The sequence below is a fragment of the Nocardia sp. NPDC055053 genome (assembly GCF_053608285.1).
Map to the genome: position 1 here is coordinate 63,210 of NZ_JBSGVD010000020.1, position 14,815 is coordinate 78,024.

The 14,815-nt window shown below is 69.3% G+C and carries 13 protein-coding genes; all 13 read left to right on the forward strand.

Annotated features, from left to right (window positions below):
• Positions 1-200: 200 nt before the first annotated feature.
• The 13 genes from ACWF82_RS21370 (at position 201) to pdxS (ending at position 14,748) form a co-directional block, all read left to right on the forward strand.
• A complete protein-coding gene (locus ACWF82_RS21370; protein ID WP_452503618.1) occupies positions 201-2,423 on the forward strand; it encodes a SulP family inorganic anion transporter in 2,223 nt (740 codons plus the stop codon).
• 240 nt (positions 2,424-2,663) lie between these two features.
• A complete protein-coding gene (locus tag ACWF82_RS21375) occupies positions 2,664-4,898 on the forward strand; it encodes a SulP family inorganic anion transporter (RefSeq protein ID WP_452503620.1) in 2,235 nt (744 codons plus the stop codon).
• Positions 4,899-4,929: 31 nt separating this feature from the next.
• Entirely contained in the window at positions 4,930-5,406 is a 477-nt protein-coding gene (locus ACWF82_RS21380; RefSeq protein WP_452503622.1) for a TIGR02611 family protein, read from the forward strand.
• On the forward strand, positions 5,403-6,014 hold the full coding sequence (locus tag ACWF82_RS21385) for a (2Fe-2S)-binding protein (RefSeq protein ID WP_452503624.1): 612 nt from the start codon (positions 5,403-5,405) through the stop codon (positions 6,012-6,014). The genes ACWF82_RS21380 and ACWF82_RS21385 overlap by 4 nt, the downstream gene beginning before the upstream one ends.
• A gap of 211 nt (positions 6,015-6,225) precedes the next feature.
• Positions 6,226-8,292, forward strand: a complete 2,067-nt coding sequence (gene thrS, locus ACWF82_RS21390; protein WP_452503626.1) for a threonine--tRNA ligase — start codon at positions 6,226-6,228, stop codon at positions 8,290-8,292.
• A complete protein-coding gene (locus ACWF82_RS21395; protein ID WP_452503628.1) occupies positions 8,289-8,891 on the forward strand; it encodes an HIT family protein in 603 nt (200 codons plus the stop codon). The genes thrS and ACWF82_RS21395 overlap by 4 nt, the downstream gene beginning before the upstream one ends.
• Before the next feature lie 5 nt (positions 8,892-8,896).
• The gene (gene pgsA / locus ACWF82_RS21400; RefSeq protein ID WP_452503630.1) at positions 8,897-9,577 is read left to right on the forward strand and encodes a phosphatidylinositol phosphate synthase; all 681 of its coding nucleotides are present in this window, start codon (positions 8,897-8,899) and stop codon (positions 9,575-9,577) included.
• Positions 9,574-10,497, forward strand: a complete 924-nt coding sequence (locus tag ACWF82_RS21405) for a phosphatidylinositol mannoside acyltransferase (protein WP_452503631.1) — start codon at positions 9,574-9,576, stop codon at positions 10,495-10,497. Before pgsA ends, ACWF82_RS21405 begins: the two co-directional genes overlap by 4 nt.
• Positions 10,494-11,618 (forward strand): glycosyltransferase family 4 protein, encoded by a 1,125-nt coding sequence (locus ACWF82_RS21410; RefSeq protein WP_379308790.1) that lies wholly within the window; start codon positions 10,494-10,496, stop codon positions 11,616-11,618. The genes ACWF82_RS21405 and ACWF82_RS21410 overlap by 4 nt, the downstream gene beginning before the upstream one ends.
• Positions 11,618-12,664, forward strand: a complete 1,047-nt coding sequence (locus ACWF82_RS21415; RefSeq protein WP_452503711.1) for an NUDIX hydrolase — start codon at positions 11,618-11,620, stop codon at positions 12,662-12,664. Before ACWF82_RS21410 ends, ACWF82_RS21415 begins: the two co-directional genes overlap by 1 nt.
• 56 nt (positions 12,665-12,720) lie before the next feature.
• Entirely contained in the window at positions 12,721-12,846 is a 126-nt protein-coding gene (locus ACWF82_RS21420) for a hypothetical protein (RefSeq protein WP_452503633.1), read from the forward strand.
• Between the two features lie 21 nt (positions 12,847-12,867).
• Positions 12,868-13,677 (forward strand): winged helix DNA-binding domain-containing protein, encoded by an 810-nt coding sequence (locus tag ACWF82_RS21425; RefSeq protein WP_452503635.1) that lies wholly within the window; start codon positions 12,868-12,870, stop codon positions 13,675-13,677.
• 150 nt (positions 13,678-13,827) lie between these two features.
• On the forward strand, positions 13,828-14,748 hold the full coding sequence (gene pdxS, locus ACWF82_RS21430) for a pyridoxal 5'-phosphate synthase lyase subunit PdxS (protein ID WP_378847483.1): 921 nt from the start codon (positions 13,828-13,830) through the stop codon (positions 14,746-14,748).
• Positions 14,749-14,815: the final 67 nt, after the last annotated feature.

The window sequence follows — 14,815 nt, forward strand, 5'->3', positions numbered from 1 at the left end:
CACGTCACAGTTGAGTCGCGATTCGTCCCATTCGCCTCGAGAGCTTTCCCTACGCTTGGGTAATTCTTTACTATTGGCGCGACCCTGTGTCTCGGGTCGGTTCTCTTCGAGCAGTGCCGCCGTTCGCTCGCAGCTCAGCATCAATTGCCAGTGCATGTTCGACCGATGAACCGGGCGCCAGTCCGCCCCGGCGAAGGAGAATGATGACCGACAATGATCCTGCTACCGCGGCGGCAGCGCGCCCGCTGTCGCGCGATGCGCTGAAACTTGTTCTCCAGCATGATCTTCCGGCATCCGTCGTGGTCTTTCTCGTCGCGTTGCCGTTGTCGCTTGGTGTGGCGCTCGCCTCCGGGGCACCCGTCGTCTCCGGGCTCATCGCCGCGGCCGTCGGTGGCGTCGTCGCCGGGTTGCTAGGCGGTTCGGCGGTGCAGGTCAGCGGGCCGACCGCCAGCCTCGCCGTCGTCGTCGCGGCCGCCGTCCAGCAATTCGGCTGGGCCGCCATGTGTTTCATCACCGTCGGAGCGGGCGTGCTGCAGATCCTGTTCGGGCTCAGCCGGATCGCGCGCGCCGCGCTGGGTATCGCGCCGGTTGTGGTGCACGCCATGCTCGCTGGGATCGGCGTGATCATCGCGCTGCAGCAGGTGCACGTGCTCCTCGGCGGGGCGACGGTGAGCTCGCCGTGGGCGAGTATCGCCGCACTGCCGCAGCAGGTGATGTCGGTGCAGAAGGGTGACCTGTTCGTCGGACTGCTGGTGATCGCCGTGCTGATCGGGTGGCAGTATTTGCCGCGCCGGGTGCGGGTGGTGCCCGGCCCGCTGGTCGCGGTGGTCGTGGCGACGGTGGTCTCGCTGGTGCTGCCGTTGACGGTGGAACGGGTGCGCCTGGACGGCTCGCTCCTCGACGGCATCGGCCTGCCCGCGCTGCCGCACGGCGGCTGGCTGCCCATCGCGCTCACCATGCTCACCGTCGCGCTCATCGCCAGTGTGGAGACCCTGCTCTCGGCCGTCGCGGTCGACAAGATGCGACCCGATCAGCGCACCGACTTCGACCGGGAACTCCTCGGCCAGGGTGCGGCCAACATGGCCTCGGGCGCGCTCGGCGGCCTGCCGATCGCGGCGGTCATCGTGCGCAGCATCACCAACGCCAACGCCGGGGCGCGCAGCAGAGCCGCCACCGTGATGCATGGCTGCTGGGTGCTGGTGTTCGCGATCGCGCTGGTCGGCCTGGTCCGGCAGATCCCGACGGCGGCGCTGGCCGGGCTGCTGGTGCTGATCGGGGTGCAGCTGGTGAAGCTGGCCCACATCCGGCGGGCCCGCCGCACCGGCGACATCTACGTCTACCTGGTCACCGTGATCGCGGTGGTCTCGCTGAACCTGTTGCAGGGCATGGTGATCGGCCTGATCGCCTCGTTCGCGCTGCTGCTGTGGCGGGTCGTGAAATTCACCATCGCCGCGACGCCGCGCACCGACGGGACCTGGCTGGTGCGCATCGCGGGCACCTGCACCTTCCTGGCCGCGCCCCGGCTCACGGCCGAACTGGCGAAGGTGCCCGCAGGCGTGGACGTGACAGTGGAACTCAGCGTCGACTTCCTCGACCACGCCGCCTGCGAACTGCTCTCCGAATGGGCTGACGCTCGCGAATCCGGCGGCGGCACAGTCGACTTCGTTGAACTCGGCACCGCGCGCATGGCCCGCGCCAACGACGGACCGCCCGAACACGGGCACGCGCGCAAAGCGGTCGACGAGGCCATCCGGCCATGGCGGCGCAGCGGCGGCGTCGACCCGATCGCGGCGGGCATCGCGGCCTACCACCGCGGGCACGCGCATCTGATGCGTCCGCACCTGGCCGGGCTGCGGCACCGGCCCGACGCCGACACCTTCTTCCTCACCTGCGCCGACGCCCGCGTCGTGCCCAACGTCATCACCAACAGCGGCCCCGGCGACCTGTTCACCGTCCGCAATGTCGGCAATCTGGTGCCGGTCGGCGGCAGTGACGTCTCGGTGGAGGCGGCGCTGATCTACGCACTCGACAAGCTCGACGTGCGCTCGGTGGTGGTGTGCGGGCACAGTGGCTGCGGCGCGATGGAAGCGCTGTACGCGCAGGTGCAGGCCGGGCCTGGACTCGACGACTGGCTGGCCAACGCCCAGCCGACGCTGGCGGCGTTCCGCGGCGGCCATCCCGTCGCCGAGGCGGCGCGGCTTGCCGGTTTCGGCCCGATCGACCAGCTGGGCATGGTGAACGTCGCCAGGCAGGTGCAGACGCTGATCGACTACCCGGCGGTGCGCAGCGGCATCGTGGAGCGCGGCGTCGCGGTGTCGGGGCTGTTCTTCGACCTGGCGACCGCGCGGGTGATCGAGATCACCGTCGACGGGATCGCCGAATTCGACGACACCCGAAGCGATGTCGCGGCCGAGCCGGTGTGAGCGGGGTTTGCTGTGGTTCACACCACAGCGGGCCTGCGCTTATGGCGACACCCACTCTTCTTGCGGCACACTGGTTTTGCCAAGTCTTTACCAATACTGTGGTGACACCTTGACCCGGTTCGCCGTCGTACCGGGGTCACCCGTGCTTCATCGCTGGCAGCTACTCGACGGTCCGCGGACCGTCCTCGACACGTTGATCATCCATCGACTACGGCCGCGCCGAGTCGACGAAGGAGAACCATGTCTGTTGCAAACGACCTAGCTCCACCCGCCGCACCGGCGTCGCCGACGCCCGACCCAGCGCCGTCCTACTGGCGCGACACGGTCTTGCGCCACGATCTGCCCGCCTCGATCGTGGTATTTCTGGTCGCTCTGCCGCTCTCGCTCGGCATCGCGGTCGCCTCCGGCGCTCCGGTCGCGGCGGGCCTCGTCGCCGCCGTGATCGGCGGTATCGTCGCCGGGCTGTTCGGCGGATCGATGCTGCAGGTCAGCGGCCCCGCCGCGGGCCTGACCGTCGTCGTCGCCGAATCCATCGCCCAATTCGGCTGGCGTGTCACCTGTTTCATCGTCGTCGGTGCCGGGCTATTACAGATCCTGTTCGGGCTGAGCCGGATCGCGCGCGCCGCGCTGGCGGTCGCCCCCGTGGTGGTGCACGCGATGCTCGCGGGCATCGGCATCACCATCGCCCTGCAGCAGATCCACGTGCTGCTCGGCGGCTCCTCGCACAGCACCGCCTGGCGCAACCTGATCGAGCTGCCGGGACAGCTGATGTCGCTACACGGTGGCGACGTGCTCGTGGGCGCCCTCGTGATCGCGGTGATGCTCGGCTGGAAGTACATGCCGCCGAAGCTGCGCGCGGTGCCCGGCCCGCTGGTCGCCGTCGTCGCGGCCACCGTGCTCTCGCTCGTCCTGCCGGCCGAGGTCGAGCGCATCGTGCTCAGCGGCTCGCTCTTCGACGCGCTGCAGCTGCCCGAACTGCCGTCGGGGAACTGGTCGGCGGTCGCGATGATGGTGCTCACCATCGCGCTCATCGCGAGCGTGGAAAGCCTGCTGTCGGCCGTCGCCGTGGACAAGATGCACACCGGCCCGCGCACCGGGTTCGACCGCGAACTGATCGGTCAGGGCTCGGCGAACGTGCTGTCGGGCCTGGTCGGCGGCCTGCCGATCACCGGCGTGATCGTGCGCAGCGCGACCAATGTGCAGGCGGGCGCGCGCAGCAGGGCCTCGGCGGTCATGCACGGTTGCTGGATCCTGCTGTTCTCGGTGGCGCTGGTCGGCCTGGTCGAGCAGATTCCGAAGGCGGCGCTGGCCGGGCTGCTCATCGTCATCGGCATCCAGCTGGTGAAGCTGGCCCACATCCGGCTGGCCCGGCGCACCGGCGACCTGCTGGTCTACCTGGTCACCGTGCTCGGCGTGGTGTTCCTGAACCTGCTCGAAGGCGTGATCATCGGGCTCGGACTGGCTTTCGGCCTGCTGCTGTGGCGGGTCGTGCGGGTGCAGGTGTCGGCGGCGCCGCTGCCCGACGGCGCGCGCTGGCTGGTCCGGATCGACGGCTCGTGCACCTTCCTGGCCCTGCCGAAGCTGTCGGCCGAGCTCGCGAAGGTGCCCGCCGGCGCCGATGTCACCGTGGAGATGACGGTCGACTTCCTCGACCACGCCGCCTTCGAGGCCATCGAATCCTGGCAGCATCAGCAGGAAAGTGGCGGTGGCCGAGTCGATTTCGTGGAGATCGGCAGCGCCAAGATGGCCGACACCACCGGCGCTCCGCCCGCTCGCGGCTTCGGGCGCGCGACCTGGGACGAGCTGCTCGGCCCGTGGCGGCACCAGAAGTCCGGCAGTGACGCGCTCAACGCGGGCGTCGCGGCCTTCCATCGCAGCCACGCCCACGTCGTGCGCCCGCACCTGGACGGGCTGCGCGACCGGCAGGACCCGGATTCGTTCTTCCTCACCTGCTCGGACTCGCGGATCGTGCCCAATGTGATCACCTCCAGCGGCCCCGGTGACCTGTTCACCGTCCGCAACGTGGGCAATCTGGTGCCGACCAGCGGCGACGACTCCGTCGAGGCGGCGCTGGTGTTCGCGCTCGAGGAATTGGCGGTGCGCTCGGTCGTGGTCTGCGGGCATTCGGCCTGCGGCGCGATGAAGGCGGTGTACTCCGGGGCCGACGCCGACGGCGGGCTGAGCTCCTGGCTGCGTCACGCCGAACCAAGCCTGCACCGGTTCCGGGCCGACCATCCGGTCGCGCGGGCGGCGCGGCTTGCCGGTTTCGACGAGACCGACCAGCTGAGCATGGTCAATGTCGCCGTGCAGCTCGAGACGCTGCATCGCCATCCGTCGGTCCGCCGCGCGGTGGCCGAGCGCGGGGTCGAGGTGTCGGGGCTGTTCTTCGACATCGCGGGTGCGCGGGTGATCGAGGTGACCGTCGACGGCGTGCGCACCATCGCCGACCGGGACGAGGTCCCCGTGACGGTGTGAGCGGGGCGTCGGCGGCTCGTAGGCTGGAACGATGATGAGCAAGCCGACCGCCGCCACCTCCGATGCCCCGGCGGATTCCACCGCCGGGGCATCGGCGGGCAAGCCGGTCTTCGCAGAGCGCTGGCGCGCCTTCCGGGCGAGCATCGAGCACCGCCCTACCCTGAACCTCGGCTACCGCATCGCCGTCGGCGTGTTCGGTGGGCTGGTGCTGCTCGTCGGGATCGTCACGATCCCGTACCCGGGGCCCGGCTGGGCACTGGTGTTCGCGGGGTTCGGCATCCTGGCCACCGAGTTCGTCTGGGCCCATCACACGCTGACGTGGGTGCGCGGCAAGTACCGGATCGTCATGGACTGGTACACCTCGCGCGGGTGGACGATCAAGATCCTCGGCGCGGTGGCCACTTTCGCCCTCGTCGTGGTGACGCTGTGGCTGCTCGGAACCTTCTCGATGGTGGGAGGGTGGATCGGAGTCGATTGGCTATGGTTGCGCAGTCCCCTGATGTCGTGAGCATCGTCGCCGGACACCGGCTCACGGATCCCGCGTGGGTCTCGGCCAGGATCGGCGAGATGAGCCGCTCCTGGGGGACCGAGACGCCGCGCGTCGGCGGCACGCTGTGGTGGTGCATGGCCGCCTCGGCCCTGGTCGACCAGATCACCAGCGCCTACGCGGCCGGAACGCCGGCCCCGATCGCCGCGCTCGACAAGTTCGACTGCGAGGTCAGGCCCGATGGGGGAGTCGAGCATGTGCGCTTCCACTCGACCGTCGTCCCTGACGACGCAGCCGAGGCCGTCGGCACCGCACTGCGCGAGACATTGACGGCAGTGATCCTGCAGGTCGCCGCCGTTTCCGGAGCAGGCGTGCCCGCCCTCTGGGCCGTCGTCACCGACGCGATCGGCAACCGGGCACTCGACGCGGGCGACCAGGCAGCCGGAACCAGGCTGGCAGCCGAAATCGGCGCCCGCCTGCTCGCCCCCCGGTTCGTCACCGTCGGCGAGCGCACCTTCGTCAAACGCCTCTCCTGCTGCCTGGTCTACGAAGTGCCCGGCTGTGCCATGTGCACCAGCTGCCCGAAGCGCCCGGCGGCCGAGCGCATGGCCCTGCTGGCCCAAGCTTGATCCCCACGTAAGCGCCGAGCTCGCGAGCACATGGGTAACCCACCGGGTACGGGCGAACAGATCGTCAATGTGACCGCCTGCCGCCCGCGAAAGGCGACACCCGTCCAGAGTCTGGCCAATAGTCGCGGAGTGGCGGGCCGCCAGTAGGATCGTGGCTGCAACCGGGCGGGGGACAGTCCCGCCGGACCACAACGTCAAGGAGAGCATCCCCGTGACCACCTCTGCACCCCTCAGTCCTGTCGCCCTCGTCCGGGTGCCGGCCGGGACTACCGCGGGCGCGGCGGTGCGGGAAGCGGGCCTGCCGACCAAGGGGCCGGACACGATCGTGGTGGTCCGCGACGCCGAGGGCGCGCTCAAGGACCTGTCCTGGATCCCCACCGAAGATGTCGAGGTCGAGCCCGTCGCCGCCGACACCGAGGACGGTCGCAGCGTGATCCGGCACTCGGCCGCGCACGTGCTGGCCCAGGCCGTGCAGCAGGAGTTCCCCGACGCCAAGCTGGGTATCGGCCCGCCGATCAAGGACGGCTTCTACTACGACTTCCGCGTCGACCGGCCCTTCACCCCCGAGGATCTGGCCAAGCTGGAATCCCGGATGAAGAAGATCATCAAAGGCGCGCAGCGTTTCTCGCGTCGCGTCGTCGAGATCGACGAGGCTCGGGTCGAGCTGGCCAAGGAGCCGTTCAAGCTCGAGCTGATCAGCGACAAGTCCGGCATCGACGACCCGGAGATCATGGAGGTCGGCGGCAACGAGCTGACCATCTACGACAACCTGGACCCGCGTACCGGCGAGAAGATCTGGGGCGACCTGTGCCGCGGCCCGCACATCCCCACCACCAAGTTCATTCCCGCCTTCAAGCTGACCCGCAGCTCGGCCGCCTACTGGCGCGGTGACCAGGACCGCGAGGACCTGCAGCGCGTCTACGGCACCGCCTGGGAATCGACCGAGGCGATGGACGAGTACCTGCACCTGCTGGCCGAGGCCGAGCGCCGCGACCACCGCAAGCTGGGTCTCGAGCTGGACCTGTTCAGCTTCCCCGACGAGCTCGGCTCGGGCCTGCCGGTGTTCCACCCCAAGGGCGGCATCATCCGCAAGGAGATGGAGGAGTACTCGCGTCAGCGTCACATCGACGCGGGCTACGAGTTCGTCAACACCCCGCACATCACCAAGGGGCATCTGTTCGAGGTCTCCGGTCACCTGGACTGGTACAAGGACGGCATGTTCCCGGCCATGCACCTCGACGCCGAACTCAACGAAGACGGCACCGTGCGCAAGCCCGGCCAGGACTACTACGTCAAGCCGATGAACTGCCCGATGCACAACCTGATCTTCCGCGCGCGTGGCCGCTCCTACCGTGAGCTGCCGCTGCGGCTGTTCGAGTTCGGCTCGGTGTACCGCTACGAGAAGTCCGGCGTGATCCACGGCCTGACCCGCGTGCGTGGCATGACCCAGGACGACGCGCACATCTACTGCGCCAAGGAGCAGATGCACGCGGAGCTGACCAGCACGCTGCAGTTCGTGCTGTCGCTGCTCAAGGACTATGGCCTCGACGACTTCTACCTCGAGCTGTCGACCAAGGACCCGAAGAAGTTCGTCGGCTCCGACGAGCTGTGGGAAGAGGCCACCGAGACCCTGGCCAAGGTCGCCGAGGCCTCGGGTCTCGACCTCGTGCCCGATCCGGGCGGCGCGGCGTTCTACGGCCCGAAGATCTCCGTGCAGGCCAAGGACGCGCTGGGCCGCACCTGGCAGATGTCGACCATCCAGCTCGACTTCAACCTGCCCGAGCGGTTCAACCTGGAATACACGTCCTCCGACGGCACCAAGCAGCGTCCGGTGATGATCCACCGTGCCCTGTTCGGCTCGATCGAGCGGTTCTTCGGCGTGCTCACCGAGCACTACGCCGGCGCGTTCCCCGCCTGGCTCGCGCCGGTGCAGGTCGTCGGTATCCCGGTCGCGGAAAACTTTGCCCCGCACCTGGATGCGGTGATCGAGCGGCTGCGGGACGCGGGCGTGCGCGCCCAGGTCGACCGCAGCGACGACCGGATGCAGAAGAAGATCTTCAACCAGACCGCGCAGAAGGTGCCGTTCATGTTGCTGGCTGGCGCGCGCGACGTGGAGGCGGGCGCGGTGAGCTTCCGGTTCCGCGACGGCAGCCAGGTCAACGGCGTTCCGGTCGACGACGCGGTCGCCACGATCCTGACCTGGGTCGGCAACCGCGAGAACGCCTCGCCCACCGCCGAGGGGTTCGAGGTCGTCAGCGCGGCGAAGGCGTCCTCATGAGTGAGAGCATCGCCTCGGAGGCCGGTTCGATCGTCGACACCGGCGCTGGTCAGCCGGACCGGCTGCAGCGGCTGTGGACGCCGTACCGGATGTCCTACATCACCGGCGAGGTGAAGCCCAAGGACGCCACCGGGCACCCGTTCACCGACATCCCGAAGATGTCCGACGAGGACGGGCTGATCATCGCCCGCGGTGAACAGGTCTACGCGGTGCTCAACCTGTACCCGTACAACCCGGGACACATGATGGTGGTGCCGTACCGCCGGGTCGCCGACCTGGAGGATCTGACGGCCGCCGAGAGCGCGGAGCTGATGGCGTTCACGCAGCGAGCCATCCAGGTGATGAAGCGGGTCTCACGGCCCGCCGGATTCAACGTCGGTCTCAATCTCGGTGGGGTGGCCGGTGGTTCGCTCGCCGACCACCTGCACCAGCACATCGTGCCGCGCTGGGGCGGGGACGCGAATTTCATCACCGTGGTCGGTGGGGTGAAGGTGATGCCGCAGCTGTTGCGCGAGACGCGGCAGCTGCTGGCGGAGGCATGGGAGGCGCATACCGCAGCCGATCGGGTGCGGGTGTCCCGCGGGTCGCAGGAGGAATAACAACCGTGCTCAGCTTCTTCGGCCGCCAGACGTTTGCGAAAGCGACTGCGCCGCTGGGCAAAGCGCTCGTCGGTACCGGGCTCACGCCGGACGCGATGACACTGATCGGCACCACCGCGACGATCGCGGCCGCGGTGACGCTGTTCCCCTCCGGGCACCTGTTCTGGGGAACGATGGTCATCTGGCTGTTCGTCATGTTCGACATGCTCGACGGCGCGATGGCGCGGGCCCGCGGCGGCGGCACGAAGTACGGCGCGGTCCTCGACGCCACCTGTGACCGGGTGGCCGACGGTGCGATCTTCGGCGGCCTGGCCTGGTGGGCGGTCTACCACGAGCACAGCAAGCAGCTGTTCGCGGCGACGCTGGTCGTGCTGGTCACCTCGCAGGTGATCTCGTACGCGAAGGCGCGCGCCGAGGCCAGCGGGCTCTCGGCCGACGGCGGGCTGATCGAGCGCCCGGACCGGCTCGTCATCGTGCTGGTCGGCGCCGGGCTCACCGGCATCGGCGGGCACTGGGGCATCGCGTGGCTTACCTGGGCCGTGTACGTGGCGATGTGGGCGCTGGCGGTGCTGAGCATCATCACGGTGTTCCAGCGGGTGCTCGCGGTCCGCAATTCGCCGGGCGCGCGGACCGTGATCCCGTCGGCGCCGCAGCAGCCGGACACGGCCGGAGGTGCGGCGTCGTGAGACTCACCGAGCGGTTGAGCGACTGGGGGTACGCCGCGGGCTGGCGGATCGTGCGTTCGGCGCCGGAAGGCCTGGTGCGCAAGGTATTCGATGTGGGCGCCGACCGTGCCGTCAAGGGCGGTGGGCCGGAGCAGTTGCGGCGCAACCTCGCCCGTGTGCTCGGGGTGACCCCGGAGCAGGTGCCCGCGGAGCTGATGCGCGCGAGTATGCGCTCCTACGCCAGGTATTGGCGCGAGGCGTTCCGGCTGCCGAGCATGGACCACAGCACCGTGGACTATTACGTCGACGGTCTCGAACACCTCGACGCGGCCCTGGAGCGGGGCCGCGGCGTCGTCTTCGTGCTGCCGCACTCGGGGAACTGGGACATGGCCGGTGTGTGGCTGGTGCAGCACTACGGCACCTTCACGACCGTGGCCGAACGATTGAAACCGGAGTCGCTGTTCGAGCGGTTCGTCGCCTACCGGGAGAGCCTCGGCTTCGAGGTGTTCCCGCTGACCGGCGGTGAGCAGCCGCCGTTCAGGCAGCTCGCGGACCGGTTGCGGCAGAACCGGATCGTCTGCCTGATGGGCGAGCGCGACCTCACCGGCAAGGGCGTGCCCGTCGACTTCTTCGGCGAGCGCACCTGGATGCCCGCCGGTGCGGCCAAGCTGGCGATCGAGACCGGCGCCGCCCTGATCCCGGTGCACGCCTGGTTCACCACCGAGGCCGACGGCACCGAGGGCTGGGGCCTGAAGACCTGCACGCCGGTGGATGTCTCCGGTGGCGTGGCCGCCGCGACGCAGGAGCTGGCCGACGTATTCGCGGCGAACATCGCCGAGCACCCGGCCGACTGGCACATGCTGCAGCCGCAGTGGGCGGCCGACCTGTCGCCGGAACGGCTGGCGCGGATCACGGCGAACCAGGGAGGTGGCGCGCGGTGAAGATCGGCATGGTGTGCCCGTACTCGTTCGACGTTCCCGGCGGTGTGCAGGCCCATGTCGTCGAACTGGCCAGGGTCTTCCTCGAACGTGGTCACAAGGTGAGCGTGCTCGCGCCCGCCTCCGACGACACCCCGCTGCCCGATTTCGTCGTGTCGGCCGGACGCGCGGTGGCGATTCCGTACAACGGGTCGGTGGCGCGGTTGTCGTTCGGTCCGATGGCCTACACCCGGATCCGGCGCTGGATCGACAGCAACGACTTCGACGTGCTGCACATCCACGAACCCAACGCACCGAGCTTGTCCATGCTGGCGCTCAAGATCGCCGAGGGCCCGATCGTGGCGACCTTCCACACCTCGACCACGAAGTCGTTGGTGCTGAGCACCTTTCAGGGTGTGCTTCGCCCGTACCACGAGAAGATCAACGGCCGCATCGCCGTGTCGGAGCTGGCCAGGCGCTGGCAGGTCGAGGCGCTGGGTTCGGACGCGGTGGAGATCCCCAACGGCGTCGACGTCTCCGCGTTCGCCCGTGGTCCGCTGCTCGACGGGTACCCGCGCGCGGGCAAGACGGTGCTGTTCCTCGGCCGCTACGACGAACCGCGCAAGGGTATGGATGTGCTGCTCGGCGCGCTGCCCACGCTCACCGAACGCCATCCGGGCGTGCAGATCCTGATCGTCGGCCGCGGTGACGAGGACCGGCTGCGCCGCGAGGCGGGTGAGCACGCCGGGCATCTGCGTTTCCTCGGCCAGGTCTCCGACGCGGAGAAGGCCGCCGCGATGCGCAGCGCCGATGTGTACGTGGCGCCGAATCTGGGCGGCGAGAGTTTCGGCATCATCCTGATCGAGGCGATGGCCGCGGGCACCCCGGTGGTGGCCAGCGAGCTCGACGCGTTCCGGCGTGTGCTGCGCGACGGGACCGCGGGCATGCTCACCCCGGTCGGTGACTCCGCCGCGCTGGCCACCGCGATCGACACCGTTCTCACCGACGACACGGCCCGCGAGCGACTCGTCCGCACCGGCACTCAGGTGGTCGCCGGCTACGACTGGCCGGTGGTCGCCGAGCAGATCCTGCGGGTGTACGAGACCGTCACCGTGGGCGACAACAGGGTCAGGGCCGCCGGATGATCACTTTCTCCGCGACAACGGTCCTCGTTCTCGGGCTGATCGCGCTGCTCGTGCTCGCACTCGGCGTCTGGGCCTACTCGACGGCCAACCGGCTCGACCGGCTGCACGTGCGCTCCGACCAGTCCTGGCAGGCACTCGACGCCGCGCTGGCCCGGCGTGCCGTGGTGGCGCGTGCGGTGGCGATGGCCATCGCCGGTCCGGTGAGCACCGATCCGCGCCGCGCCGACCGGGCCGCCCAGCTCGCGACGCTGGCCGACCGCGCCGAACGCGCCGATCGTGGTGACCGCGAGACGATCGAGAACCAGCTCTCGGCGGCGCTGTCGCTGGTCGATATCGACCAGCTGCGGCCCCAGCTCGTCGCCGAGCTCGCCGACGCCGAGGCCAGGGTGCTGATCGCGCGGCGCTTCCACAACGACGCCGTGCGCGACACCCTCGCGCTGCGTACCCGGCGCCCGGTGCGGGTGCTGCACCTCGGCGGTACCGCGCCGCTGCCGCACTACTTCGAGATCACCGAACGGGCCACCCCCGCCGCGGCCACCGGTCTCGAGGTGAACACCACGCGCACCTCGGCGCGCGTGATGCTGCTCGACGAGCAGGACCGGGTGCTGCTGCTGCGCGGCCACGATCCGCTGCTGCCCGAGGTCGCGTTCTGGTTCACCGTCGGCGGCGGGGTCGAGCCGGGGGAGAGCCTGCGTGATGCGGCGGTGCGCGAGATCCATGAGGAGACCGGTCAGCGGGTCGATCCGGCGGCGCTGCGCGGTCCGCTGTGGCGCCGGGTCGCGGTGTTCCCGTTCAACGGTGAACTCATCCGCTCCGAGGAACTGTTCTTCACCCTGCGCGCGCCGCGCTTCGAATGGCGTCCGGCCGCGCTGAACGCGCTGGAGCGCCGCACCATCACCGATCACCGCTGGTGCACTCCGGCCGATATCCGTGCCCTCGACGACATGGGTGAAGCGGTGTACCCGTATCACCTCGACGAACTGCTCGCCGAGGCCGTGACCGTGGCGGCGGACGATACCGAACACGTGGTGCGCTCGATCCGCTGACCTGCGGATCGACCGGTGCGTGTTGCCCCAGAGAGGCGACGATCGGGAGGCGATCAGTGGCAGCTCGGAGAAGCACCGCCGAGATCGGCGAGGTCGTCGGATTCCGGCTGCGCGCGCATCATCTCACCGCACGGCAGCCGAACGACGACCTCCTCGAGGTTGCCGGTGCGTGCGGAATTTAGAACAGCCCACCGGGTTCGGCGTTGCTCGCTCTGCACGCCCGCGTCGAGGACGTCACCGCCGAGCATGTCGATCACCTTGTCGGCGAGGAGAAGTCGCTGCTGCAGACCTGGTGCATGCGCGGCTCGCCGTTCTTCTTCCCGACCGCCGACGCTGCTGTCTTCACCACCGGCGTCCTGCCGACCGCCGAGACGGCGCGGCAGCATCTGATCCGCGGCATCGTCTGCCTGGCGCCTCGTAGCAAGAACACCGCGCCGTTCGTCCTGCTCGGCGAATGGCTCGGCACGCCACTGCCGCACACCGACCCCGCCACCACCCGCGCGACCCTTCTGCGCCGCTACCTGCGGTGTTACGGACCGTCGACACGCAAGGATTTCGCCGCCTGGCTCGGAATCGACGCCGGGGATGTCGACCCGTGGTGGACCAGCGTGGCGGACGAGCTCACCCCGGTCGAGGTCGACGGCAGCCGGGCCTGGATCCACATCGACGATCTGCCCGTCCTGCACTCCCCGCCCGCGGTGCACGGGGTGCGAATGCTGCCACCGAGCGATCCCTACACCCAGATGCGTGATCGGAACACCATCGTCGACCCGAAACATCAACGCGCCGTGTGGAAGACGGTCGGCGCACCCGGCACGGTGCTGGCCGACGGTGTCATCACCGGAATCTGGCGGCCACGCAAGAAGGGGCGCACGCTGACGCTGACCGTCACGACCTTCCGGTCGATGAACTCCCGGCTCAGCGCACAGCTGCGCGCGGAAGCGGCATCCGTGGCGGCATTGCGCGGCGCCACGGACGTCCACGTCGAGTTCGACGTGTCCGGCCGGGGCTGAGACGCGGGCCACTCGAGCAGGCCAGCGGCGGGCGTGGCGCGCATCGTCGCTGGTCGTGGCAAGGCCAGTGGACCCCAACTGGCTATGAAGGTCGATTTCGGACGGCTCTAGAATCGACGGTGTCCATAACGAGCGACCTGATTGGCGCACATGACACAGGAGACAGCCGTGACTACGCCTGAGACCACCAACACCGTCGGCACCGCCCGCGTGAAGCGCGGCATGGCCGAGATGCTCAAGGGCGGCGTGATCATGGACGTGGTCACCCCGGAGCAGGCCAAGATCGCCGAGGACGCCGGCGCGGTGGCCGTCATGGCGCTCGAGCGGGTTCCGGCCGACATCCGCGCCCAGGGCGGCGTCTCCCGGATGAGCGACCCGGACATGATCGACGGCATCATCTCCGCGGTGTCCATCCCCGTGATGGCCAAGGCCCGCATCGGCCACTTCGTGGAGGCGCAGATCCTGCAGAGCCTAGGCGTCGACTACATCGACGAGTCCGAGGTCCTCACCCCCGCCGACTACGCCAACCACATCGACAAGTGGAACTTCACCGTCCCCTTCGTCTGTGGCGCCACCAACCTGGGTGAGGCCCTGCGCCGCATCACCGAGGGCGCGGCCATGATCCGCTCCAAGGGCGAGGCCGGCACCGGTGACGTGTCCAACGCGACCACCCACATGCGCACCATCCGCGCCGAGATCCGCCGCCTGACCTCGCTGTCCGAGGACGAGCTGTTCGTGGCCGCCAAGGAACTGCAGGCGCCGTACGAGCTGGTCCGTGAGGTCGCCCAGACCGGCAAGCTGCCCGTCGTCATGTTCACCGCCGGTGGCATCGCCACCCCGGCCGACGCCGCGATGATGATGCAGCTCGGCGCCGAGGGTGTGTTCGTCGGCTCCGGCATCTTCAAGTCGGGCAACCCCGAACAGCGCGCCGCCGCCATCGTCAAGGCCACCACCTTCTACGACGACCCGGACGTGCTGGCCAAGGTCTCGCGTGGCCTGGGTGAGGCCATGGTCGGCATCAATGTCGAGGAGATCCCGCAGCCGCACCGCCTGGCCGAGCGCGGCTGGTGACCGGCTGCTAGCCTGCTGATCGGCGGTCGCCCCGAACTCTTCTCGGGGCGACCGTTTTTCGTTGCTG